At 46.0% G+C, this 25223-nt stretch carries 24 protein-coding genes and 2 tRNA genes; 12 read left to right on the top strand and 14 right to left on the bottom strand.

Going from position 1 to position 25223, the window contains the following annotated elements:
- Positions 1-52 precede the first annotated feature (52 nt).
- The 6 genes from QUA07_RS08495 to QUA07_RS08470 all read left to right on the top strand — a co-directional run bounded on the left by QUA07_RS08495 (position 53) and on the right by QUA07_RS08470 (position 3863).
- Positions 53-487, top strand: a complete 435-nt coding sequence (locus QUA07_RS08495; protein ID WP_333324087.1) for a hypothetical protein — start codon at positions 53-55, stop codon at positions 485-487.
- A 250-nt stretch (positions 488-737) separates the two neighbouring features.
- Positions 738-1118, top strand: a complete 381-nt coding sequence (locus tag QUA07_RS08490) for a hypothetical protein (RefSeq protein ID WP_333324085.1) — start codon at positions 738-740, stop codon at positions 1116-1118.
- 41 nt (positions 1119-1159) lie between these two features.
- Entirely contained in the window at positions 1160-1507 is a 348-nt protein-coding gene (locus QUA07_RS08485) for a DUF1036 domain-containing protein (protein ID WP_333097360.1), read from the top strand.
- Positions 1508-1782: 275 nt separating this feature from the next.
- The gene (locus tag QUA07_RS08480) at positions 1783-2148 is read left to right on the top strand and encodes a hypothetical protein (protein ID WP_333324083.1); all 366 of its coding nucleotides are present in this window, start codon (positions 1783-1785) and stop codon (positions 2146-2148) included.
- A 107-nt stretch (positions 2149-2255) separates the two neighbouring features.
- Positions 2256-3536 carry a S8 family serine peptidase gene (locus QUA07_RS08475; RefSeq protein ID WP_333324081.1) on the top strand — a complete coding sequence of 427 codons (1281 nt, stop codon included), beginning with the start codon at positions 2256-2258 and terminating at the stop codon, positions 3534-3536.
- A gap of 99 nt (positions 3537-3635) precedes the next feature.
- On the top strand, positions 3636-3863 hold the full coding sequence (locus QUA07_RS08470; protein WP_333214879.1) for a hypothetical protein: 228 nt from the start codon (positions 3636-3638) through the stop codon (positions 3861-3863).
- Positions 3864-3872: 9 nt separating this feature from the next.
- Here the strand turns inward: QUA07_RS08470 and sfsA are convergent, their stop codons facing one another.
- Complete coding sequence (gene sfsA / locus QUA07_RS08465; RefSeq protein WP_333324079.1) at positions 3873-4607, bottom strand: DNA/RNA nuclease SfsA; 735 nt, start codon at positions 4605-4607, stop codon at positions 3873-3875.
- A gap of 407 nt (positions 4608-5014) precedes the next feature.
- On the opposite strand from sfsA, the gene murJ reads away from it, so the two are divergent.
- The gene (gene murJ / locus QUA07_RS08460) at positions 5015-6628 is read left to right on the top strand and encodes a murein biosynthesis integral membrane protein MurJ (RefSeq protein ID WP_333324077.1); all 1614 of its coding nucleotides are present in this window, start codon (positions 5015-5017) and stop codon (positions 6626-6628) included.
- A 74-nt stretch (positions 6629-6702) separates the two neighbouring features.
- Here murJ and QUA07_RS08455 read toward each other — a convergent pair whose 3' ends face one another.
- From QUA07_RS08455 to moaC, 3 genes are all read right to left on the bottom strand, one after another.
- The gene (locus QUA07_RS08455) at positions 6703-7005 is read right to left on the bottom strand and encodes a DUF3181 family protein (protein ID WP_006633891.1); all 303 of its coding nucleotides are present in this window, start codon (positions 7003-7005) and stop codon (positions 6703-6705) included.
- A gap of 64 nt (positions 7006-7069) precedes the next feature.
- The gene (locus tag QUA07_RS08450; RefSeq protein WP_006633890.1) at positions 7070-7327 is read right to left on the bottom strand and encodes a 2TM domain-containing protein; all 258 of its coding nucleotides are present in this window, start codon (positions 7325-7327) and stop codon (positions 7070-7072) included.
- Between the two features lie 88 nt (positions 7328-7415).
- Positions 7416-7937 (bottom strand): cyclic pyranopterin monophosphate synthase MoaC, encoded by a 522-nt coding sequence (gene moaC / locus QUA07_RS08445; protein ID WP_333077685.1) that lies wholly within the window; start codon positions 7935-7937, stop codon positions 7416-7418.
- Positions 7938-8015: 78 nt separating this feature from the next.
- Between moaC and QUA07_RS08440 the strand changes: the two genes are divergently transcribed.
- Positions 8016-8089, top strand: a tRNA-Arg gene (locus QUA07_RS08440).
- A 95-nt stretch (positions 8090-8184) separates the two neighbouring features.
- Here the strand turns inward: QUA07_RS08440 and QUA07_RS08435 are convergent.
- The 3 genes from QUA07_RS08435 to QUA07_RS08425 form a co-directional block, all read right to left on the bottom strand.
- On the bottom strand, positions 8185-9429 hold the full coding sequence (locus QUA07_RS08435) for an MFS transporter (protein WP_333324075.1): 1245 nt from the start codon (positions 9427-9429) through the stop codon (positions 8185-8187).
- A gap of 182 nt (positions 9430-9611) precedes the next feature.
- Entirely contained in the window at positions 9612-10799 is a 1188-nt protein-coding gene (locus QUA07_RS08430; RefSeq protein WP_333324073.1) for a glycosyltransferase family 4 protein, read from the bottom strand.
- Positions 10800-11049: 250 nt separating this feature from the next.
- The gene (locus QUA07_RS08425) at positions 11050-12738 is read right to left on the bottom strand and encodes a DUF2079 domain-containing protein (RefSeq protein WP_333324071.1); all 1689 of its coding nucleotides are present in this window, start codon (positions 12736-12738) and stop codon (positions 11050-11052) included.
- An 89-nt stretch (positions 12739-12827) separates the two neighbouring features.
- Between QUA07_RS08425 and QUA07_RS08420 the strand changes: the two genes are divergently transcribed.
- Positions 12828-14066 carry a histidine kinase gene (locus QUA07_RS08420; protein WP_333083127.1) on the top strand — a complete coding sequence of 413 codons (1239 nt, stop codon included), beginning with the start codon at positions 12828-12830 and terminating at the stop codon, positions 14064-14066.
- A 53-nt stretch (positions 14067-14119) separates the two neighbouring features.
- Here the strand turns inward: QUA07_RS08420 and mutT are convergent, their stop codons facing one another.
- The 6 genes from mutT to ald all read right to left on the bottom strand — a co-directional run bounded on the left by mutT (position 14120) and on the right by ald (position 19184).
- Positions 14120-14524 (bottom strand): 8-oxo-dGTP diphosphatase MutT, encoded by a 405-nt coding sequence (gene mutT / locus QUA07_RS08415; protein ID WP_333324069.1) that lies wholly within the window; start codon positions 14522-14524, stop codon positions 14120-14122.
- Positions 14525-14755: 231 nt separating this feature from the next.
- On the bottom strand, positions 14756-15097 hold the full coding sequence (locus QUA07_RS08410) for a DUF760 domain-containing protein (RefSeq protein WP_172187001.1): 342 nt from the start codon (positions 15095-15097) through the stop codon (positions 14756-14758).
- A gap of 221 nt (positions 15098-15318) precedes the next feature.
- On the bottom strand, positions 15319-16278 hold the full coding sequence (locus QUA07_RS08405; RefSeq protein ID WP_333324067.1) for an RNA polymerase sigma factor, RpoD/SigA family: 960 nt from the start codon (positions 16276-16278) through the stop codon (positions 15319-15321).
- Between the two features lie 600 nt (positions 16279-16878).
- Entirely contained in the window at positions 16879-17676 is a 798-nt protein-coding gene (locus QUA07_RS08400; RefSeq protein ID WP_333324065.1) for an RNA methyltransferase, read from the bottom strand.
- A 73-nt stretch (positions 17677-17749) separates the two neighbouring features.
- A tRNA-Leu gene (locus tag QUA07_RS08395) sits at positions 17750-17831 on the bottom strand.
- Between the two features lie 264 nt (positions 17832-18095).
- A complete protein-coding gene (gene ald / locus QUA07_RS08390; RefSeq protein ID WP_333324063.1) occupies positions 18096-19184 on the bottom strand; it encodes an alanine dehydrogenase in 1089 nt (362 codons plus the stop codon).
- 312 nt (positions 19185-19496) lie between these two features.
- Here ald and QUA07_RS08385 point away from each other — a divergent pair, with 312 nt between their 5' ends.
- The 3 genes from QUA07_RS08385 to QUA07_RS08375 all read left to right on the top strand — a co-directional run bounded on the left by QUA07_RS08385 (position 19497) and on the right by QUA07_RS08375 (position 23259).
- On the top strand, positions 19497-21035 hold the full coding sequence (locus QUA07_RS08385) for a DEAD/DEAH box helicase family protein (protein WP_333324061.1): 1539 nt from the start codon (positions 19497-19499) through the stop codon (positions 21033-21035).
- Between the two features lie 99 nt (positions 21036-21134).
- Positions 21135-22349, top strand: a complete 1215-nt coding sequence (locus QUA07_RS08380) for a DUF790 family protein (protein ID WP_333324059.1) — start codon at positions 21135-21137, stop codon at positions 22347-22349.
- Positions 22350-22539: 190 nt separating this feature from the next.
- Positions 22540-23259, top strand: a complete 720-nt coding sequence (locus QUA07_RS08375; RefSeq protein WP_333324058.1) for a DUF2786 domain-containing protein — start codon at positions 22540-22542, stop codon at positions 23257-23259.
- A 74-nt stretch (positions 23260-23333) separates the two neighbouring features.
- On the opposite strand, the gene QUA07_RS08370 is transcribed toward QUA07_RS08375, so the two are convergent.
- Positions 23334-25217 (bottom strand): tetratricopeptide repeat protein, encoded by a 1884-nt coding sequence (locus tag QUA07_RS08370; RefSeq protein ID WP_333324056.1) that lies wholly within the window; start codon positions 25215-25217, stop codon positions 23334-23336.
- Positions 25218-25223 lie beyond the last annotated feature (6 nt).

The raw sequence follows: 25223 nt of genomic DNA, 5'->3' as shown, positions 1-25223 counted from the left end.
GCTGAGGTGTTTAATTGACAACAACTCAAACCTAAATAAAGGCGGCAAGATTATGGCAAACCATGAATTGATAGAACTCGATCACGATCCTTTGGAATTCCTAGATGGGGAAGGACTAGCCACTTTGGTTAGTCCAGAAGGTGTGACGGAAGTTACGAGAGCAGATGAGCAGATGGCAGCAACTTTAGAGCTTCATGAAGCCCTCTCCGGCTGCTTTAGCATCATAGGACCGATCGCCATTTGTTATTCCAAAGTTGACGATGGTTTTAAAGTCTGCCTGAAACTGGCAGGACTTGAGGTAGCCTGCGCCAATGTAGGTCTCAATAAGTGCCAGACGCTTCAAGGCAATATCCTGTTAGCGAAGGCATCAATTGAAGTGTGTTTGCAAGGTAACTGTCTGACTTATAAAGCACAGGCTTGTTATCGGACGAATCCTTTCGCGAAGTGGAAGTGTGTTTCTAAGAGTGGCACGATTATCTGTTTGTAACTAGCTGCTTCACCGGAAACCCCACGCCATAAACGCAAGGCTTGGCGCTGGGGTTTCCGGCCGGATTTTGCACGCCACAGTCTTGTGAGAAAAAGCTATGCCAAAAACAGGCAAAATTTGTTGCAATGTCTTCATAATTATATACGCGGATCGTCGTATTGCTCTCGAAATAAATTTGGATGATTATTAGATCGAACCCTATAGGGAGTCTGTAACCTGTTCCCAACAAAAATTAACTACGGAAGTAAAAATGGAAACCAATAATGTAGATGCAACGGTCGATTTTGTCGATGTCGGTGTTCAGAAACAGGATGGGGCAGCTCGCGAAGGTCAATCAGATGCTAAACCGGGCATCGAAAATGAAACAGTGCTTCACACGCTACGCGCATCATCAATCTTCTCTGTGGAAAACAAAGAAGTTTTACCTCAAAAAAGCCAAGAAGATGCAACAGTCGATTTTGTTGATGTCGGTGCCCTGAAACAAGATTCGACAGCTCGCGAAGGGCAATCAGATGCTAAACCGGGCATCGAAAATCAAACATTGCTTCACACCCTACGTGCATCATCGATGTTCTCTGTGGAAAACAAAGAAGTTTTACCGGAATTTACCCGTTCCAACACAGGGAAATAGAACCGTATTCATTGGCAATTACTCATTGTAAGAGGTGGAATATGCTCACAATTTGCAACAAATATACATCTGGTGTTTGGGTAGCTATTATGTACTATCGTCCCAACTGCCCAGATGGTGGGAATTGGGCAAAAAAAGGTTGGTGGCGGCTCAATCCTGGCGAATGCAAAGTGGTATATGGAGGGAGTTTGCGTAGTCTGAATCGCTACTACTGTTACTATGCCGAGGCTGATAACGGAGCAAATTGGTCAGGGCCTTACGTGAGGCCTGTCCCTCCACAAGCATTTGACTGGTGTGAGTGGACAAGCAGCACCCAAGCAACTAATGTAGGCTTCCGGTTGCTTGATATTAACAGTTACGACAATTTCACGCTGAATTTGACAGCATAAATCTGAGTGGCGTTGTCAAGTTAAATTTTTATTCTAAATTTAACTTGACAACTCAATTTAAACATGAATCGTAACCGTTACGTAAGTTGTTGCAATATCTTCATCATCCTATACGCGGATCGTCGTATTGTTCTCCAAGTAAATTTGGGTGATTATTAGATCAAAAGCAGTTATCTAGCTTCAGCATATAGCTAGAAACTACTTGCCCTTAAGGTTGTTAAATAACAAGGAAATAAACAAGGTCTTCTACGACTAAACTTCATGCCTCAACTTCCATGTCGCAGTTTCCAGCAGTCCAGGAAAACCAAGACGCCAAAGTTGAAGAGGTGGATCAATTTGGTATGTCTCAAGAAGGAGCTTCGCCAGAAGCATTTTTCGGTAATGGCTACCGTTATCGCCATGACTGGGGCGATCGCAACGGACAGCACATCTTGAATCTTAATTGGGGCATAATCACACCCAACTCTCTCGTCTTCGTTGCGATTGGTGAAGGCGCTTCTGGAGGTGGAAAGTTTATCGGTAATGCTCGGTATACTCTCCATAACGTTGCCCCAAACAACGGTGTTGTTAGTATTTGGGTCAACATAAAATGGGGAACCCCGATTCAGCTCTCTGTTGACTATTTCGTATTCAACCTTTAGGAGCATGGATGAAATACAGGGCTGTTTCCTCACAAGTCACAGCCTTGTAATTCAATAAGTCTATTATCGCACTCACCGTATTATCCAACTCTAAATAAGAGGTATTTATGTCTGAACAACCTAGTTTTCCCATCCCAGAAACTGCCCAAGCCGATGAAACGACAGGGCGTTACATTATTACTTTCCGCGAAGATGCAGTGACAGAAGGATTAGACCTCCTGAGCGACCAAACTGGTATCAGAGGGCTGGCAAATGCTGCCGATTTCCCCGACTCTGCTCTAGACTTGAGCCAAATTGCAGCAGCAGGGGGAGCGGTGTTTCCTACTCTCGGCGTGGCCGTTGTTTCCTTAGACGAAGGGGCTTTCAGCAGCATTATGACCTCAGCGGGAGAGGATTCGGCTATTCTGGCGATCGAGCCGGAGAGCACCTTCTACGCGATTGGCGATGGGTTGTCGGCAGACTACCTGCGGGGCTATCGCGATGCGGTGGATAACCTGTACGACAAAGCCACTAATACAGAGGTAGCAGACATCCAGAAACAAGAATGTTTTGCTGATGATACCGAGTTTACTTGGGGCCTGAAGGCGACGAAGGTGATGAAGTCTCTGTTGACTGGTAGTGGAATGAAAGTTGCTGTGCTGGATACGGGGATGGATCTCCAACATCCCGACTTCGCAGGCCGATCGATCGTATCGCAATCTTTCGTACCAGGGGAGGACGTACAAGATGGCAACAGTCATGGTACCCACTGCATCGGGACAGCCTGCGGGTTCAAGGATCTTAACGGCCGCAGGTACGGGATCGCTCACAAATCGACCATTTATGTCGGTAAAGTGTTGAGCAATGCCGGTAGTGGCGCTGGTGCCTGGATTCTGGCTGGGATGGAATGGGCGATCGTTAATGGGTGTCAAGTGATCTCGATGTCTTTAGGAAACACCACTCGAACACCGTCTACTGCTTACGAAACTGTCGGCCGCCGAGCACTGCAAAATGGGTGTCTGATCGTGGCAGCCGCAGGCAATAACGGACGAACCGGAGGAACCGTCGGACAACCAGCCAATAGCCCGTCGATTATGGCTGTTGCAGCGATCGATAACTGCGTCCAAGTGGCTGACTTCTCGGCTACCTCTGAGCTAATTCAAGGAACTAAAGTCGATATCGCCGCTCCAGGAGTGAAAGTATACTCATCAGTGCCTATGAATAAAGGGCGTTATGCTGCTTACAATGGCACTAGCATGGCTACACCTCACGTAGCTGGCATCGCGGCCCTGTATGCCGAATCGACTGGTAAACGAGGTGCTGAACTTTGGCAATTGCTGACTGCCTATGCTATGGCACTACCATTACCATGTACTCGTGTCGGAAGTGGCTTAGTAGAAGCTCCGTAATGAAGAATATCCAAATCCCCGCAGCACTTTAAGCCTGCGGGGCTCTAACTGAAGACAATTGACAATAGCGCAATGGATTTGCTCCAAAGGATGCTAAATATGTCTGACGAACAAGTACAGCGCATCATAGTGACTGTTGACGACCAAAACATATCGGTAATTCAATCGGTTGTCACTGCCTTAGAATCGGCGGGAATGAAAGTGGAGCAGGTGCTAACTGTTACTGGCATCATTACTGGAGAAGTTTCTCAATCTAAGCTAGAAGGACTAAAGAGCGTACCGGGCGTGGCTAGTGTCGAGATCGATCGAGAAATGCAGGCAATTTAAACTAATCAATCATTTAGGGGTTAGTAGATCGAGTTTTGCTAACCCCAAATAGCGAATGCCTTCCGGTGTCACATCAAAGCGACAGGGCAAAATCTCTACACCTTCACTAATCGCCTGTCTGAACAATTCTCCGTAAAGGCGATCGGCACTATCCCCCGGAGCAAAATCCGTACAATCCCCGCGATTAATAAAATACAGCATTACAGCCCTCGAACCCTGCCGCACCACTTCTATCAATTCTCTCAAATGCTTCTGTCCCCTCTCCGTCACTGTATCGGGAAATAAAGCTAACTCCTCTTTTACCCAAGTTGTATTTTTCACTTCCAGAAAAATCGGTTTTTCCTCACCAGTTAGCCAAAAATCCACTCGACTTTTTTTGTCTAGCCCGTAAACTACTTCTGGTTGAATTAAACTGTAATTGCCCAACTCTGGAAACAATTTCAATTCCAAAGCTAATTTAACTACTCGATTTGGCAGCCCAGTATTAACTCCCACCCAAGTTGGCACAGTGTCGCAAACTTTAATTAATTCCCAAGTATAAGCTAATTTGCGTTTGGGATTGTCGCTGGGAGATACTAGCACTGGATTGCCCGGAATGTAAACACCAGTCATCGGGCCAGTATTCGGACAGTGCGCGGTGATTATTTCTCCCGAATCTAGTTCAATTTCTGCAAAAAATCGCTTGTAACGTTTGATGAGAATTCCGGGTAAAAGAGGAGGATATTGGTAAATTAAGCCAGTCATTCGATTTTAGATTTTAGATTTTAGATTCTCGATTGTAGATTGTAGATTTTACCTATAACCGAATACCTGGGTTCGCACTTCTTAAATAAGTCTGGGAGCTAACACAATCGATCATAAGTTATCAACTATATGTTATTTATCTGCTTTTCTCAACTCATTTGTTTCATCATTTTTAGAGGGTAGATTGTATATTGTAGATTTTAGATTGACGCATCATAGCACGAAAGGGCGGTTTGTAGTTAGGACGCATAGTCCCGATCAATTATTAAATTGCCGCAAGTCAGTAATATCGATAAAATTGGTATCAGCGCAATTCCCCCTAGAAGTTTTATCAGTTCATGATATGATTCTCCCGATTCGCGATTAAAATAAGTGAATCCTTTTAGCATTAGCGTTTGTAACCATTTGTGTCCCAATTACAGAAGCCCTCTCGTTCCCTCGCAGGGATTGCCGGCATTGTCGCAGTCGCCACTCTAATTAGCAAAGTCTTTGGATTGGTGCGCCAAATTGCGATCGCCGCAGCCTTTGGAGTCGGTGTCGCCGTCGATGCCTACAACTACGCCTACGTCATCCCTGGTTTCTTATTTATTTTGCTGGGAGGGATTAATGGGCCATTTCACAGCGCCATAGTCAGTGTTTTAGCTCGCCGGGATAAAAAAGAAGCAGCACCCTTAGTCGAGACTATCACCACCTTAGTCGGGGGCATATTGCTGTTGGTAACAGTCGCTTTAATTATTTTTGCAGATCCAGCGATCGATTTGGTGGCACCGGGATTAAATAGGACAGCAGAAGGTTTACAAATCAAAGCAATTGCCGTCCAGCAATTTCGGATTATGGCGCCGATGGCGTTACTTTCAGGCTTAATCGGCATTGGTTTCGGCACTCTCAACGCTGCCGATATGTACTGGTTGCCTTCGATTAGTCCTTTATTTTCTAGCGTTGCACTTGTCGGCGGTTTAGGGATTCTCGTACTGCAACTCGGAGACAAAATTATTCAACCAGAATACGCACTAATTGGCGGCTTAGTGTTAGCTTGGGGAACTTTAGCGGGCGCAGTTTTGCAGTGGCTGGTGCAACTGGTGGCGCAGTGGCGCGCCGGCTTGGGAACATTGCGCTTGCGGTTTAATTTTAAACGGCCGGGAGTGCAAGAAGTAATTAAGGTGATGGTTCCTGCGACCTTATCATCAGGAATGCTGCAAATTAATGTCTATACTGACCTATTTTTCGCATCCTACATCCCTCAAGCTGCCTCTGCGTTGGGTTACAGTGGCTTGTTAGTTATGACGCCTTTAGGGATCATTTCTAATGTAATTTTAGTGCCATTTCTACCCATATTTTCTCGCCTCACCGATCCGAGAGATTGGCCGGAATTAAAAGATCGAATTCGTCAATCTTTAATTTTGACAGCCCTGACGATGCTGCCGCTGAGCGCTTTAATGGTAACACTTGCGGGGCCGATCGTCCGCGTTGTTTACGAACGCTATGCTTTTGATCGAGAGGCCTCGCTGTTTGTCACGCCGATATTGATGGCTTACAGTATTGGAATGTTTGTGTACTTAGGACGCGACGTTGTGGTACGGGTATTTTACGCTTTGGGAGACGGAGAAACGCCTTTTCGCATCAGTATTATCAATATCTTTTTAAACGCTCTTTTGGATTATTTGTTGGTAGGAGCCTTTGGCGCGCCCGGATTAGTTTTGGCGACGGTGGGAGTGAATCTTCTTTCGATGATTATGCTTTTGTACTTTTTAGATAAAAAGCTGGGTGGTCTGCCTTGGGGGCAGTGGGGTTTACCTTTTCTGGGGTTAACTTCTGGCAGTTGTCTAACTGCTTTCGTTACCTTGGCTACTCTGCAAGGCTGTCAAAGAGTTTTGGGTACTGAAGGTTTGGTAATTCAATTAGTGCAGTTGAGTGTGGCAAGTTTTGTAGGGTTAGGGGTTTTTGCCGTGTTTGTCAGTCAGATGAAGTTGCCGGAAGTTGATATGTTTGTCGATCGTATTCGGGGGCGTTTTCGCAAATAAAATTGTCGGGGCGGGTTAAGGGCGAAATACCAGACACAACGCCCACAATCTGCGTACAAAACCCGCCCTTTACTTTACATTTTCCGTTGAAATTCCTCAAGAACATCCATCAATTGAACTTGACACTGCATCGGAATTAAATCAGCCAGTGGCACTTCCCGCTTGCCGCCACCCAACTTGACTGGAATTCCTTGCAAAACTTGTCCAACTTTGTCAGCATCTAAATTGCCATCTTCCAGCATGGAATAAAGCTGTTGGGCAACAACGGTATGCAGGTGAGCATCATTGAGATACAAATGCCACTTGGCAATGTCAATGTAGACATTTTCGCCGATTTCGGCTGCTAAGGATTCGATCGCCTGTGTAGTATTAGCCATATCAAAAAAGCCGAAAGTTATTTGTTATCAATCAAAAGACTTAACAAATCGTCGCCAACTGCCTTCAGCCAGAATCTTTGGTGAGGGGCGAATAATCGGCGATCGCAAAATGGTAAATCGCGTGGGCCAAAACTACTAGAGCCCATCCACCCGTTACCGAAATTGCCCAAGGCCAATCAGCCTTTTGCAAATTGTGAACAAACCACAAACCAGAATTGGTAGCAGAAAAAAGACCGACGTGGATAGCAAAATTCATCCGGTCATCTAAGCGGCGGTACTCTGGATCATTGCGATCGGGTTTGCGAGGCCAACGAGGAGGCATAGTTTTTCACTTGATATTAGTAGTTCTGTGCCTATTTTAATCATAAGTGCAGCTTTTTGAATGCTGCATCCCTCTTTCGGCAGGAAACTTATGCCTCTACATTTTCATAGTCTCCAGACTTGCCGCCACTTTTACTCACCAGGCGAATCGATTCAATGGCGATCGACTTTTCCAATCCTTTCGCCATATCATACAAAGTCAGCGCCGCCACCGAAACCGCCGTCAGCGCCTCCATTTCCACCCCTGTTTCCGCCTTAATTTTCACCGTCGCCCGAATTTGATACCCCGGCAACCCAGCATCCGGCATCACCTGCACCTCCACGCTACTCAGCGGCAGAGGGTGACACAGAGGAATCAAATGTGCAGTCTGTTTCGCCGCCATAATTCCAGCCAGCCTTGCAGTGCCCAACACATCACCCTTCGGCGCATTCCCCGCCTCAATCGCGGCAAAAGTCTCCGGCAACATCCGCACCCGGCCTGCAGCCACAGCTTGCCGCACAGTCGGCACCTTCGCCGAAACGTCCACCATTTGGGCTTCCCCGCTGTTGTCGAGGTGAGTTAGCTGTGCCACATCGGGCAATTTAGAAAAAGTTTGCGAAAGGTCTTGCATTATTTTGGTAATGGTGTTACTGTTAGATTCTGTGAGAAAAGAACTTAATCAATTTTAGATTAAATCTGAACTCTACAGGGGCTTGTAGCTTAGTTGGATAGAGTGCATGGCTACGAACCATGAGGTCGGGGGTTCGAATCCCTCCAAGCCCACTACTAAAAGTTATGAATTTTGAGTTTTGAGTTGTGAATTAAGAAATTAATTCGACTCACCACTTAAAACTCATAACTTTTTTAATTTGGTACGTTTACTGATTCAAAGCATAAATATCTTTGCCTCGACCGATCGCAAATTTCATCGAATTAGACAAGCCCTTGCTAGACTGAGTAATAAAAACCAGCAAAGCCAAGCCAGCAAGGCCAGCAGCAAAACCAAACATATTTCTGTAGCCAACTTGTTCCGCAACAAAGCCTAAAGTCGGCCCCGCAATCGCAATGCCCAAATCAAATCCGCCAATACAAAGCGAAAACAAGCGGCCCCTTTCATGAGGTTCGCACCTGTCCGACATCAGCGTTACCATCATCGGCAAAACCGTACCGCCCGCGCAACCTTCAACCAAAGCTGCTATTAAAAAAGCACTGCTGTTGTTAGCAAAATACAACAATAACATAGATACGGCATAACAGATTAAGCCGCCAGAAATAAACAAGCCGCGACCGTATTTGTCCGAAGCCCGTCCCGTGACCAACCGTATACCAAAACTGGCGATAGCCGCCGTAGAATAAAATAATCCAGGATTCAAATTAGCCTTAGTTTCTTGGATAAACAAAGGCATAAAAGTGCTCAAAGTTCCAAATACTAAACCAACCACCAATAACACTAAAGCCGGAATCCGCACTCTCGGATTCCACAGCATTTCCCAGTATTTTTGGCTATTTTTGTTTTCAGATAGCGAGTCCGATTTTGTTAAATCTGCAAAATTAGGTTCCGCAATTTTGCAGGTGAAAAATACAGCCGTTGCAGCGAAAGCCGCCGACATCGCAAACAAAGGAGTATAACCAACCCAAGCTTGCACAAATCCGCCAATAGCCGGCCCAACTGCTAGACCAATAGGATTCACCAAGCTCATGTTACCGATTAATTCGCCCCGCTTTCCTGGCGGCGACAAATCTGTTACCAAAGCGCTGTAAGCTGTAGTAAAAGCAGCGATGCTAATGCCGTGAAAAGCGCGAAGAAGTAACAGTAAGGGGATAGATTGAGCTAACAGGTAGCCCAAAGGGGCGATCGCAGCAACTGAGGCGCCTAGAAGCAAAACTTGTTTTCGCCCCCTGCTGTCGGCTATTTTGCCCAATTGCGGTCTCGATAGCAAAAGTCCGATCGCAAATGCACCCATCACAAAGCCAATTTGCTGTTTTGTGCCACCCACAAATTGAACATACAGCGGCAAAGTTGGCAGTAGCGAAGCCAAACTCGACCAGAATAGCAGGCCTGCGGTGAATAAAGTCAGTAAGCTGCGTCTGGGTTGGGGATCGATGTCCCTAAAAATATTCAAGATGCTAATTCCCTTTAAATCTTCTGAGTGCGCTCAAGCTGAGGTAGAGTGTATCTATATCATTGTGTTACAATTTCTTAATATTTGCCACAAAAAAACTTGATATTCTACTCACAGTCAACAGTCAACAGTCAACAGTCAACAGTCAACAGTCAACAGTCAACAGTCAACAGTCAGCGTTCTTACCAATCAACCTCAGCCCTTTCCTCGACCACCCGGTCATAAACCCACTGGGTTTCCATCGCCAACTTCGGCCAACTAAATCGGCGTTCCAAATCCTCATAAGCATTGTCAACCAACCACTGCGCGTAACCCGGATTTTTCAACACCTCCAAAATTCCCCAGGCCAAAGAATCCCGATTGTTTGCCTCAGTAACAACGCCAGTTTTAGTGTGCAGCACCACCTCTGGAAGTCCGCCCGCATCCGAAACCACCACAGGCACTCTTGCAGCAAAGCTTTCTAACGCTACAATCCCAAAAGGTTCGTAAAGACTGGGAAAAACCGCACAGTCAGCCACCGTCTGAAATTTGTCAAGATGTTCCTCAAACATGAACCCAGTAAAATAACACTTATTCCAAATTCCTAAATGCCAAGCTAAATGTTTGAGATGGTCTGTATTGCCGCCACCAACAATTACAATTTTCGCTTTACCCCCCATTTCCCAAATTACTTTAGGTGCCGCATTTAGAAATACACCAATGCCTTTTTCATAGCTAATTCTTCCTACATAATAGACAATTTTCTCATCATCAGCAGCAAACCTTCGGCGGAAATCCATCGCGTCAAATTCGTGCCACCGGGGCTTTTTATCCGATCTGATTCCGTTGTGAATTACCTCTATTTTGTTCCACGGAGTCGATAGTACCCGTTCGGCTTCCCGCCGCATATAATCACTACAAACAATTACTCGCCAAGCATTGTAAGCGAGGTCGTTTTCCTTGGCGTTAATGTAGCGCTGCCCGTCATTGTGGATACCGTTGAAGCGCCCATATTCGGTGGCATGGATGGTGGCAATTAGCGGTACTTTAAAGGTATGCTTGAGGGCGATCGCCGCATCTCCCACTAACCAATCGTGAGCGTGGATGATATCAAAGGGGCCTTCCTCAAGCATCAGTTTCCCGCCTTGGTGGCCCATGCTTTGGTTGAGGTTCGCCACCCAGTGAAAAAAGTCCCTAGCGTGCCCCACCACCACCCGATGCACACGTATTCCTTCCACCACTTCGTACATCGGCGCGTGGCCGAACTCTACAGTAATTAAGTGGATTTCGTGTCCCAGCTTCACCAATTCTGGATATAGTTCCGATACGTGGCGCGCTATACCGCCTACAATTCTGGGAGGAAACTCCCATGCCAAAACCAAAATTTTCATCTTTCTCCCTCCAAATAATTTATATAACTTAATGTTTAGGATTAACAGATTTATTGTATAATTATCACCCTTAAATTTAAGTTGAGCGTAAGTTGATGCCCAATGCCTGACTTTTGGCAGCAACAAAGACAGAAAATCATGCCTAAACCTGGTTTTTGCATGAAATTGCTCGATCGCCATTACCTGAAAAAAACAGGTTTCCTCAAGATTTGAGCCACTGAGGGAAGCAATGGCGATCGTAACTACCCGCTTACCGTTTCTTCAAAATCGGCTCCAATTCGCGCCGAAAACGGGTCCAAGCAGCAGCAGATGCAGAATTAGAAACAGCACCCTGACGCATCAAAATCGCGCCGTCTTCAAAGCCAACAATTCCGTACTCTCCAGATTTTGACATTCGATCGATCGCTGGTACGATCTCCCGCAACTGTCCCCGTTCCCCGCGAAACGCAGCCTGATACTGCTGCAACTGCCACAAATCGGCAATTACATATTGCATCTTCACTGCCTTCCCCGCATCATTGCGGAGTTCAAACATCGGAAACCTGAGAATTTCCCGCCTGCTTGACAAAATCGGCACAATAGTATTCGTCGCTGCCACGCTAGCATCAGCAGGAATTTGAGCCAATAGCGGCCGCACTTGCAAAACGTGCTGCCATTGTCTGACGAGAGGAACCTGCACCCAAGGATCGATCGCATCGGGCAAAATCAAAGAAAAAGTCCGATTTGGGTTAGAAGTGAAGGTAAAAAATAGCGACAAACAGATGCAAAACCCCCAAAAGCGGCGAAAATTTGAAGAAGAAGGCAGAGGAAATAAAGCAGAAGGAAAACGCAAAAACATTCTTTCCTCTCTCACCATTCTATCTTCTTCCTTTTGACGCTGGGCCCACCACAGAATTGCCCCATAAAAAAGCCCTGGAACCACAGTCATCGCATAACGAATATTAATCGCCAGCACCGACTCTCCTTTCGCTAAAAATAGCTTCAGCAGCGGAAATCCAGCTATCATCCAAGACGCAGGCGCGAAAGCAGGAACCAAAGCTAATGGCAACCACTGGCCAAGCAGGTATCTAATCTTACCAAAAAACGGCGTAAATAACTGAGCCACCAACCGCCAGGGATTGCTCACCATTCCCCAAATAATTTCTAGAGTAGAAGCTTCATCTCCATCAGCATATTGACCGAAGCGCTCCATCATAAACCGCTGGGATATATCAGCAGAAAACAAAGGCATAATCAGATTGGTCAGGACGATCATATAACCAAAACTGAGTATGCAGACAGCCAAACCAGTCCGAGGGTAGCGCCGGCTCAAAATCAGGTAAACTCCGACGCCAAATAAAACAACTCCCCCATCTTCTCGCACGGCCAAAATTAAAGTTGCCAGAATCCCAAACAGCGGCCACCAGCGCTTCTCCATCGCCAGCAGCAAACCAAAGACATACAGCGGCATTTGACAAATATCGTGAAAATTGCCCAAAGTCGGGCCGATGACCGCGTTAGCGCAGTAATAGCTCACAACAATTGTCGCCGACAGCTTTGGTTCCAGATAGTGTCTGGCGAGAGCATAGAGCACTCCTCCAGCCGCCGTAATTAAAGTCACCTGCAACACAGTCAAAGTGACGGGCGAGGGAAACAGCGAGTAAATTGGCAGCCACAACATCAGCGCCGGGGTGAAATGCTGCCCCAACCGATAGTAAGATACTTCCGGGAGCTGATTTTGGTGAACTACATTAGTGGACAAAGCTGAAGAGAGGGAACTCTCAAACAAGTGACCCCGAGTGCCGTTCCAAAAAAGTTGATTGAAAATGCCTTGGTCGTAAGTAGCGTAAAAGCTGTAGTAGCGGTGCAGCGTCAGCAACAGGCACAGCACAAAAAAGGCGGCCGCCACTTGAACCACCACCCGCAGCGACTCATTTTTCTTCCATCTCAAAAATATCATCTGCCCGCCTGTAATGAAATTATCGGACAATAGCATAAATCTAAAGTAAGTATTAAATTAAAGTAGAAGTGAAATAACTCGGCTCGGCAATGCTCAATTATTTTCACCCGATCGAAAAGCTCAACAGCGTCCATCCCACACCCGGCACAAGTGGCACTGACTGTTCTCCCGAACAGCAGGTCAATTCCGCACCGCTTTTACAGCTTTTGCTGTTTGTAGACAAGCGTTCCTCTTCCCGGGAACAGACCAGACACATCCGCAAGTCCCTAAAGGATTTGAAAGCAGACTGCGACTTTGAGCTTCAAATCATCGACGTAGGAGAACAGCCCGATTTAGCCGAACACTTTAAACTTGTAGCCACTCCCTCGCTGCTCAAAATTCATCCCGATCCGCGACAAACTCTCGCCGGCAGCAATTTAATCGCCCAACTCGAACACTGGTGGCCCCGCTGGAAGCGTTCTGTAGAGGAATACGCAGCTCAGCAACAGTCTGCCCCAGCACTTGCTGAAAGCCTGACTAACCCAAAACCACTCTATTCCGTTGCTTGCGCCGCCGAACTTGTGCAGCTTTCTGATGAAGTTTTTCGCCTCAAACAGGAAAAAGAACACCTGCAAGAGCAGTTGCAGTTGAAAGACCGGATTATTGCGATGCTAGCTCACGACTTGCGTAATCCCTTAACGGCAGCATCTTTGGCTTTGGAGACTTTGGAGTCAAGTCAGAAGGTGAAAGAGGGGGAAAAGTCGCGTTTGACACCGAGTCTGGCGGCTCATTTGATGAAACAAGCCCGCCGCCAAATCCAAATTGTCGATCGTATGATTACAGATATCCTGCAAGCAGCCCGGGGTACAAACGCTCAACTCCACATTGAACCAAAAAGAATCGAACTGGGGGCGATTTGTCAAGATGTAATCTTGCAGTTTCAAGACAAATTTCAGGCGAAAAGTCTGAACTTAGAAACAGACATTCCCGCAGATTTGCCCTTGGTTTATGCCGATCCCGATCGCATCAAACAAGTCATAGTCAACCTGCTTGACAACGCCAGCAAGTACACGCCAGACCGAGGAACTGTTAATCTTTCCATTCTCCACCGCACCGCTTACAAAGTTCAAGTCAGCATTTGCAACAGCGGGCCGGGAATTCCTGAAGAAGATTGCGCGAGCATTTTTGAAGACAGCTTTCGCTTGCAGCGAGATAAATCAACAGACGGTTACGGCATTGGACTGTCTCTGTGTCAAGGCATCATCCGCGCCCACTACGGTCAAATTTGGGTAGACTCTGTACCCGATAGAGGCAGTTGTTTTCACTTTACTCTGCCCGTCCAAAAATAGTTGACAGTTGACAGTTGTCAGTTGTCAGTAGCAACCGAATTTGATATTACAGCTCAACTTTTCCGCAGTGCAGCAATAATCTGTGCGTTTGCCTTGGGAAAAGTAAATTGGTCTATTTCGTCGAGTGTCACCCAGCGAATTTCATCGCATTCGATCGTTTGCGGTTCCCCGCTGACGTGGCGGCAATGGTGCACGTATAGTCTAACTGTAAATTTAGTGTAGTCGTGGTCAATTGTAATCAGGCGATCGCCAACTTCTACGACAATCCCCAACTCCTCCATAATTTCCCGTTCTATGCAAGCTTCGATTGTTTCCCCAGGCTCCATTTTACCGCCCGGAAACTCCCAGAAACCCCCGTGCAGTCCATGTTGTCGGCGCTTGTCAATCAAAATTTGTTGGCGATCGTTCCAGATTGCAGCAACGCCGATAACTTTGTGGGCAACAGGAGAAACAGACATATTAATTATGAATGGGGAATGGGGAATGGGGAATGGAAATGGGGAATTTAAGAATAATATCAATAATTATTCAGTTATTATTGAATCAACAATCTCAAATCAACTATCTCAAATTAATAATCAACAATCACAACCTAAAATCTCAAATCTAAAATCTAAAATCTAAAATATTAAGCCCCCATCTTGCGAGGGGGGGCTTGACACTTGGATCACTTAAATGTTAAGAATCTACTAATCGTCCGAGCCATGTCTCTCACTGGCTTGTATGGACTTTTCAAAAGTCATTCGCTGTTCGGCATTTTTGAGAAAATAACCGCTAATCATAGCTGAGGCGAGCAATCTACCCAAATGTTCGCGACTGGTAGTCACTGTCACCCCGAAGTGTTCCGAAGGCAAATTCCCCAATAGTCCAACAATATTTCGCTCCATTACTTGAAACACTTCGTGAGAAGTCGGCTTAGACAACTGAGAAACTGTGTCGGGAGCCATTGACTGCACGTATTGCCATAATAAGTTGGCATTTTCTCCGTCTTCTTCAAAGAATTCTGGGGATTTATTAGATGAGTTGCTCACGAGTACCTCCGTTTCAGAGACAGCTTGTTATGTTAGACGCGGGTGGTTAAATTAAATAACCCTTATCTGATGGCTGCTGATCTTTATTACTAAGTAATTACTAATGTAGCAGGACAGTCATAGCAACCAAGTGGGCACAACCGAATTAAAAGCGGCGGTTTTTACGATTTTAGATTGGGGATTGCCAGTGGGGGGAACCCGAGCGCCAATCCCCAATCTAGCTAGCTGGCTAGATAATCGTTGATATCTTGCTTGCGCTTGCGGAGTTTGGTCAAAGCTTCCCGTTCTATTTGCCGCACTCGTTCCCGACTGATGTTGAGACGATCGCCTATTTTTGCCAAAGTTAAGGTTTGCCCGTCTTCTAAACCGAACCGCAAGGCGAGCACTTCTCGCTGTTGCTGAGTCAGTTCCGCCATCAGGTTATCTAAGTCAGTCCGCAGGGAAGATTGCAGGGCAAAATCTTCCGGGGTAGTACCCGTATCTTCCAACAAATCGCCCAACTCTGTATCTTGATTGTCTCCCACGCGCAAGTCCAGGGAAAGTGGCAGGCGCGCGCGATCGAGATATTCGCGAATCTGTTTGGGAGTCAATTCTAACTCGGATGCCAATTCCGCAGCCGTGGCCGCGCGACCAAGCTGCTGAGCAAGTTGGCGCTGAGCTTTTTTAATTTTGTTGAGCTTTTCGGTAATGTGGATCGGCAAGCGGATGGTGCGGCCTTTTTCGGCGATGGCCCGAGTAATTGCCTGACGAATCCACCAATAAGCATAAGTAGAAAATCTGTAGCCCTTAGTGGGGTCAAATTTTTCTACTCCCCGCTGCATCCCGATCGTGCCTTCCTGAATTAGATCCAGTAAATCTACGTTGCGCTTGATATATTTCTTGGCAACAGACACTACCAGGCGGAGATTGGCTTCCACCATTTGGCGCTTTGCCCTTTCCCCGTTTTCGATCGTCCGCTGCAACTGTGCCTCAGACAGCCCAACTGCCTGTGCCCATTCAGCCGCCGTCGGGTCGCGGCCTAACTCTTCGGCTAAAATATTTTTCTCCTGATGCAGTGCGGTTGAGCGCTGTACCTGTTTCCCATAGAGTATTTCTTGCTCATGGGTCAACAAGGGAACGCGGCCGATTTCCCGCAAGTAAGCGCGAACAGAATCTGTATCTGAGGACTTAAGAGTTTTCATGAGCTTTTCCCGCTGAGGATCTGTGCCTCTAAAGGTTTGCGGTAGTCGCAAACCCCTAGCTTTAGCTGGGAAGGAAAGCGGGCGGGGACTTGCGCTTTCCTTCCATTTAAAGAGGCTTAATTTTATGGTAGCTAGCTACTACTCCCAGTCAGCACCGTCTCAGGTTAGGTTTTGGTTGGGGCGTGCACAATACTACGTTATGTTAAGAATCTTAACATTTGTGAGAGCAATTGGCTACACTTCTTCATATTTATTTCATGCCAGCCTGAACAGTTGATACGAGAGTACCCGCTTTCCTGGCTTTACAGTTTGCATCAATATAAACAAAAGCCGCCACACCTCAGAGGGGGAGATTGGTAGAGGGGCAGGGCTGTTTCATTATCTTGTAGGGGCAGCCCCCCGTGGCTGCCCTGAATATGAAGTTACAGATATTGATGAACCCGCCCCAACAGATAATGACTCATAACTAATGACTAATAACTAATGACCGAAAGCATCCAGGATACAAGCCCCCGGATTCATCCGTCCAGAAATAAAAAACCTGTATCCGATAAACTTGCCCCCGAATTTATCCGTGGGATCAATGCTTCAATCTAAAATCTAAAATCTAAAATCTAAAATCGATTGACTTCTTTGCCGTTGAGCTTCGTACAAGATGAGGGCTGCGGCGATCGACACATTTAAAGATTCTACGCCACGACTCAGGGGAATTTGGATTTGTCGATCGGCCAAACTCCTCAATTCTTCCGACAAACCAGAGCCTTCGTTGCCCAAAACTATCAGAGTCGGCACTCGCAAATCTACTTCCCAATAACTTAAACTGGCCCCGGCGACAGTTGCTAAAATTTGCATTCCTCGATTTTTATACGCGGAGACTTCGGCGGTTAAATCTGGACTGACTGCCATTGGCAGCTTAAACCAAGCTCCTGCCGAGGCGCGCAGCACTTTGGGATGGTCTAAATCGGCGCTGTCTGCGCTCAGCAGCAAACCGTCGGCATTAGCAGCCGCAGCCGTGCGGACGATCGCCCCCAAGTTGCCGGGATCTTGGATGGTTTCTAAGGCTATTCCTAAAGTTGACAATTTTGCGGGTTCTGTTGCGGTGCGGGGTGCGGTGGCGACAATGCCGTCGGGTTGGACTGTAGTGGCGATCGACTCTAACACTTTTGCACTTACTAATTCTGTGCGATCGGCTAAATTACCAACTTGCTCCCAAAGTTTCCCGTGATCCTCCAGCCATTCGGGAGTGCAGCAAACCGTTGCTAGCGGGTATTTTGCCGCGCAAGCTTCTTCGAGCAAGTGCGTCCCTTCGAGTAAAAATAATTGTTGTTCCCTGCGTCCCTTCGAGCTGTGCAGCTTGCGGATTTCTTTAACTAGGGGGTTTTGAATACTTGTCAGCATTGTTTAATTCAGCAGAGCGAATGGGGTTATTGCCTTTACCGGGTTAACCCCAAACTTCCTTCTGCCTTTGGAATGCGGAACCCGGGACTTGAACCCGGAAGGCTTGCACCACATGAACCTGAATCATGCGCGTCTACCAATTCCGCCAGTTCCGCATCGGTCACGAATTACTACTCTGCCATACCTCCGCGAATCTGTCAAGTGTTTTGGGGAATTTATTTTTTTTCGGGGCTGCTAGTAATATTTGGCACAAATTACTGTTCGGGTTGAGAAATGCCTTAGTTTCGAGGATTTACTGTTAGCCAAACATCGCAAAACGCTGTGTAGTTGAGTACGGTGCATCAGATCGTGTCCGGTTATTAATAATCCACAAGCTTTGATCTGACGCACCCTACGGGATTTGCTGAAAAAATGGGAATCTAATCAGCCAAATCGGGGAAAACATCGCGCACGGCCGGATGCACCAAGCGGTGATTCTGCACGTTCAATCCCTTCGCCAAACTCGGATTCATTTCCAAAGCTTTAACCCCGTTATTTGCCAACTGCAAAACATAAGGCAAAGTGCTGTTATTCAAAGCTTGAGTCGCAGTCCAAGGAACGGCACCGGGCATATTGGGCACGCCATAATGCACAACTCCTTCCTCAACATAAGTAGGATTTGTGTGAGAAGTTACCCGCAAAGTTTCCACGCAGCCACCTTGGTCAACGGCTACGTCAACTATCACAGAACCGGGGTGCATCTTCGCAACAAATTCGCGAGAAACCAGCACCGGAGCTTTTTTACCTAAGACCAAAACCGCACCGATTAACAAATCAGCATCGGGAACAACTGCTTCAATTTGCAAAGGACTGCTGTAGAGGTATTCTACTCGGGAACCGAACAGAGTTTCCAAGTAGGCTAGGCGATCGACATTTACGTCTAAAATCTGCACTCTGGCGCCCATTCCTACAGCAATTCGCGCTGCTTCTGTGCCAACGATGCCGCCGCCCAAAATCACTACTTTACCCGGTCTTACCCCTGGTACGCCACCCAAAAGTATGCCCCGGCCACCTTGCTGCCGTTCCAGAAACCGAGCTCCGAACTGCACGGCCAAACGCCCTGCAATAATGCTCATCGGCGTCAGCAGTGGCAATTTTCTGTCCGGGAGTTCGACGGTTTCGTAGGCGATGGCCTGGACTCCGCTGCTGATTAAATGCTCGGTTAATGTGCGATCGGCCGCCAAGTGCAAATATGTAAACAGCAACTGCTCTTTTTGCATCAGCGGATACTCAGCAGGCAGCGGTTCTTTAACTTTAACAATTAGTTCGCGCTTCCAGACATCGGAAGCCTTTAAGACAATCTTAGCCCCTGCTTGAACGTAGTCCTCGTCCGCGAAACCGGCCCCAGCACCAGCATTCGTTTCGACGAAAACTGTGTGGCCTTTGTCCGAACAAGCCCGGACACTTGTGGGGCTAAGCCCGACTCGAAACTCTAAATCCTTGATTTCCTTGGGGACGCCTATTTCCATCTATAACCTCTAATCTCAGGCATACGTAGATCGAATCTAACCTAAAAACCATCCCCAGCGGGACAATACTCTTGTAGATTTTAGATTTGGCAATCCGGCAATCCGGCTAGGAGAATATTTGTTGAATTTTTATCCAGTGCGATCGCAATTTCCTCAATTTAGACTTGAATTACATAATTTCTTGATTGATAGATCGACCGCAGATGTAGGGCTGATTAACACAGAGTAACGCAGATAATTTCAAGAAGAGTCAATATATTTGATCTGTCACTTATAATTTAACAGGCATAACTCGCCCCCCTATCTAAACAAATGCCACGCACACCTACCTTAACATTCGATCGCGGAACTCTATTGCTGCACCCGCCGCCCAAAGGCAGAGACTGGGTGGACTTTGCGACATGGGACGATCGCGTGGAAAAATACCGCATTCGAGCAATTCACTACCGCCCGCTGGTAGAATGCCTCCAAGCCGAGTGCATTTACTTTACCGACGAAGCTAGGGCCTACGAACTACTCGAACTCGTACCCAGCGTGGAAATGCAGCCTTACCCACATCAAGAACAGGCCCTCGTAGCTTGGCAGGAAGCAGGAAGCCAAGGAGTAGTTGTCCTCCCCACTGCTTCCGGCAAAACTTATCTGGCACAATTAGCCATGCAAGTCACTGGTCGCAGTACATTAATTGTAGTACCAACTCTCGATTTAATGCACCAGTGGTATGCTAATTTAAAGGCAGCTTTTCCCGATATCGAAATCGGATTGTTGGGCGGAGGTTCGCGGGACAAAACGCCAATTTTAGTGGCAACCTACGACAGTGCAAGTATTCATGCAGAAACTTTGGGCAATAAATATGGTTTGCTGGTTTTTGACGAATGCCACCATTTGCCAACGGACTTTTATCGAGTAATTTCCGAATATGCGATCGCGCCTTTTCGACTCGGACTGACAGCCACACCCGATCGCACCGACGGCCGCCACAGCGATTTGCATTTCCTGATCGGCCCGACAGTATTTAGCAAAAGACCAGAAGATTTGGCAGGCGATGCTTTAGCCGACCATAAAATAGTTCAAATCATGGTAAAACTGTCAAAAGAAGAGGGCGATCGCTACGCCGAATTAATCAACATTCGCAACGACTTCTTAAAACAGTCTAACATCAGAATATCCAGCCTCGAAGGTTGGAAACAGTTTATCATGGCAAGCGCGCGATCGCCCCTGGGACGGCGCGCCATGCTAGCCCACCGCCAAGCCAAAGAAATCGCCCTTTGTACCGAAGGAAAACTGCGAATTTTAGCCAAAATACTAGCAGAACACTCTCCCCAGCGCACCCTAATTTTCACCGGAGACAACGCCACAGTTTACCGAATTTCCCAAGAATTTCTCATCCCCACAATTACCCACCAAACCCCAGTCAAAGAACGCCACGAAATCCTCGATCGCTTTCGCAGCGGCGAATACAAAACCCTCGTCGCCTCCCACGTCCTCAACGAAGGAGTGGACGTTCCCGACGCCAGAATTGCTATCATATTATCAGGCACCGGCAGCGAACGCGAATACATCCAGCGATTGGGTAGAGTTCTCCGCAAAAGCAGCGATGTAAATAAGTTAGCAATTCTCTACGAAGTCGTCACCGAAGACACCAGCGAAGAAAGAACTTCTCAACGCCGCCGAGGAGGAATGCAGCCTCACAAACCCCAACCACAAACACAAATAGAACCGCCGCAGCCAGAATATCAGAAATTAGAAACTATCAAACCGACACCCATTTACGGAGTCAACCGGGAGACAACAAAAAAAGCAGCAGAATCACCAGCAAAATGGGAAGAAGACAATGATGAAATTCCCTGGTAGCAAGCCCAAACTATATCTAAATACTCTCTTTCTTTCTCTCTCTTCCCTTCGCGTTCTTCGCGCCTTCGCGGTTCGTTAAAAATAAAAAACTATTAACAAATGCTACCCACTGATTTATTAAGTCACCGCCAAAACGGGGAATCAATCATCCCTCTCCGCCTCAAGATAGATGCTAAAAACTTAGAAGCAGCTAAGGAAATGATCGGCTGCTTTCAAGAGTCGATCGGCAAAACCCAAGGCGAACTCGACGGACGCTTGCTAGAATTAGAAGGTGACAGCCCCGATTATCGGCTGAAACGGGGATTAGCGCACCTGCTGAAAGGCGGTTTCTGCACGTTGGAAGTCATCAGTCCCCTAGAACCCTCAGAGTTGAGACAGCGGGTTTTTGCCTTGTCCGCGCGATCGACTCCCAGCCCTCAATCCACCCAATTAACCCTGGAAAAAGTAGCAAGTGAACTCAGCCAAGAGTTAAACAGAGAAGTTTTGCCTCACGAAATCACTACAGGTTTATACGCCGATTTAAACGAAAATAAAATCCTCACTGAGTTTAATGCACCAACACCCGAAAATTTGCTTCACAAATACAATCTTTCTCAAGTTCAAGGCATATTTTACCGAGCAAGTCAAGTTCAATTAACCGCCCACCGCAACGATCCAGGAGAATACAAACTCTTATTTCGCTATCTGAAACTATTTCAATTAATGACTTACATTGAAGGCGATGCAGACCACGGTTTTACACTGACAATAGACGGCCCTACAAGCTTATTCAAACCCAGCACCCGCTACGGCTTAGCCCTGGCGAAAATGCTGCCCGCACTGCTGCACGTCACCAAATGGAGTATGCACTCGACACTGCACACAAAAGATCCTTTTAGTGGCGTTTTGAAAACAGGTAAATTCACCCTAAATTCCGACTGCGGTTTAGTCAGCCACTATCCCCCTGGCAAGCCTTATGATAGTATGTTAGAAGCAGCATTTGCTGAAAGATGGAATTCCACAAAAACCGAGTGGCAACTAGAGCGAGAAGTTGATTTAATTCCGATTCCAGGTAGTGTGATGATTCCCGACTTTCGGTTAGTGCATCCCGACGGGCGAGTATTTTTATTAGAAATAGTTGGTTATTGGCGGCCGGAGTATTTGCAAAAGAAATTTGCACAAGTACAGAAGTCTGAATGCGATAACTTGATTTTAGCTATTTCCGAACGCCTGAATTTAGAAAAAGCGGGGGTGAATGTAAATGATGTGCCGGCCAAAGTAGTCTGGTTTAAAGATAAATTGCTGCCCAAATCAGTCCTAGAAGTCCTCGAATAGTAACCAATCCGCGCCCAAGTTGCGAACCTCTTTCTTTCTTTCTTTCTTTCTTTCTCTCTCTGCGCCCTCTGCGCCCTCTGCGGTTCAAAAAAATCCTCCTCAAAAATATCGCACATTCCCAGCTATACTAAAATAGGAATTTACCCAACTCCTTGCCACCGCATACTCTCACCATAAAATCGATTGAAAAATGGCAGACACAAGTATTGTCGAAAGAATCAAAAAGCTGTTAGCCCTCGCCACCTCATCCAATGAAAACGAATCGACTGCTGCAGCCGAAAAAGCTTCCCTTTTACTGGCACAGTACAATCTCAGCCTCGCGGATTTAGGGCCAAATCACCAAGAAGAGATTGACGAAAACTCTGTTGAAACAACATCGAAATTTGTAACTTGGAAAATGATGCTGCTTTCGGGAATTGCCGATGCTAACGGTTGCACTGCCATGCGAAATACTTATAATGGCAGTATGTTTTTGGTGGGAAGTTCTACTAACCTGATTGTTTGCAAACACCTGTACGAGTATTTGAGTTCTGCGATTGAAAAAAGGGCTAAATACCGCAAAGGAAACGGGAGGGGATTGGCGTATCTGAATGCTTTTCGGGTTGGATGCGCGACGAGGTTGAGACAAAGATTGTTGGAACAAAAACAGGAGATGGAAGAGTCGGGGATTCCGGGTTCGGGGGATGTAGCGGCGACTCCAGGGATTGTAGTGCGATCGATGTTTGAGAAAAATCAACAGGCGATCGCGGATTATCTAGAGGGCCGAGGGGTTAAAATTAGAACGAGAACAGATTCTCAAGTCAGCAGCGCGGCGGGTTTTAATTCGGGGTATGAAGTGGGCGATAAAATTAGTTTGCACAAGCAAGTGCAGCCGCAAGGGGATATGAAGCAACTTAATGAATGTCTTTGAGTTCTCGATAGTAATTGATGGATAATCAAAGCAAATTACCAATTAGGTCAGTTGGTGTACTGAAAAGTTGAGTATCATGCACCTTTATCCTGACTCTTCTTAAGAGTTTTGAAAACTTCCCACAAGATAAATGTAACAATTACGCTGAGGAAAAGTGCAGCCAATCCCCAAATTATCACTGATAGAATAACAGAAAATATTCCTATTAAGGCTAAAACCAATAATAATCCAATAAATATTGGTATAACCAACCAATGTTTAAATGCAAGTCGAATTAAAGATTTAAATAACTTGGAATATCTTTGCTGTTCTAAATACAAAAGAACCAAACTAATCAGTATTGCTATCTCTCGTCCATATTCCCCAAGTTCTTTAGCAATTGGTAATGTCTGCTCGTATAATTCAACAGCTTGTGGTTTGCATCCTAGTTTAGCATTGGTAGATCCTAAACGAGCCAATGCTACCATTTCCATGTGACGAGTGCCAGTTTGTTGTGCCAGTAATACAATCTGCTCGTAACAATCTTTTGCTTTTGAGTAATCTTTTTGCTGCGAATAAACACTGCCCAAATTAACCAGAGTAAACATTTCTGCTTCACGGTTACTAAGCCTACTTAAGAATATTAATATTAGCTGATAATATTCGATAGATTGAGAATAGCTTTTTAGGAAATTATAAGCTTCTGCAATACCCAATAAAACAGCTATTTCTTGCTGGTTTCCCATCTGTGGGGCAAGGAGTAAAGCTTGCTGATAGCAATCAATTGCTTTGACATAATCTTTTGAGCCTGCGTAACCTAATCCTAAACCAAAAATGCCAAAAAACTCTCCTACAATGTCACTTTTTAGTTCTCGTGCAATGGTTAAACTTTGCTGGTAATAGTCAATAGCTTGAGAGTAGTATTCTTGGAGATAATAAATTCTTCCCAAATCTGCTAGCGCCTGTCTCTTACCCAATGGATCTTGAATCTCCTGCGCTATTGCTAAGTGCTGCCTGTGACACTCAACTGCGTTAGTATAATCTTTGAGGCGACGGTAAATTGCGCCCACATTCATTAGAGATGCTTCTACACCTTTAGAGTATTGAATCTCTTGCATAATATTTAAGCTATACTGCTGGTATTCCATAGCTTTAGTATACTCTTCGCAACAGCGGTAAACTACGCCTAACTTTCCCAATACTGCTCCCTCAAGCTGGCGGTTTGAAATTTCTTGTGCAATAAGTAAACTTTGCTTTAAATACTCTGTTGCTTTAATATAATTGCCCTGAATACGGTAAAAATCACCTAAATTTGCTAGCGTCGAGCCTTCCACATATCTGTCTGCTATTTCTTGGCTAATTGCTAAACTTTGTTGATAGCACTTTATGGCTTTGGAAAACTTTCTCTGAGATAAATAAGTATTTGCAATATTTCCCAAAACCGTCGCTTCTAGCTTACGGTTTGGGAATTCCATTACACTATTCAAACTTTGTTGGTAGTATTTAGTCGCTGTTTCATAGTCTCCTAATGCTTGATAAGCATTAGCCAAAAAATTGAATAAAATAGTGTTTTCTGTCGGCTTTAATTTACCTAACATTCGGCCATAAATTTCAATTTGTTCGCGATAGTACCCCCAAATACCAAATTGATTGTGTAATTGTTCTTTAATAGGAGTATTGAGGCGAATCAAAAGGGTTTCCCAAGCTCTTTCCCAGTCTTCCACTTCGCAGAGATGGTGAAATGCTTCCAAGTATCCCCGAACTTTCTCAAGATTGGAAGCATCCGGCTTCAGTTTATACCTTGTCAGCCAATTTTTAACCGCTCTGTACTGAGCGCGTTTACAAGGGGGCAGTTCCCTAAACTCGGGTGCTGCTAGATCGATTCCTAGATTAGCCAGCATCCACTCTCCCGGTGGCGTGATGTCAACATCAAAACCATTTGGACTTTTAAAATCAAATTCAGCAAAAGCACTCTTCATATTGTC

The sequence above is a fragment of the Microcoleus sp. T3_A4 genome, from assembly GCF_036700465.1.
Classification (GTDB): domain Bacteria; phylum Cyanobacteriota; class Cyanobacteriia; order Cyanobacteriales; family Microcoleaceae; genus Microcoleus.
Note: the sequence above shows the minus strand (reverse complement) of the source record. Positions and strands in the feature narration are given on the sequence as shown.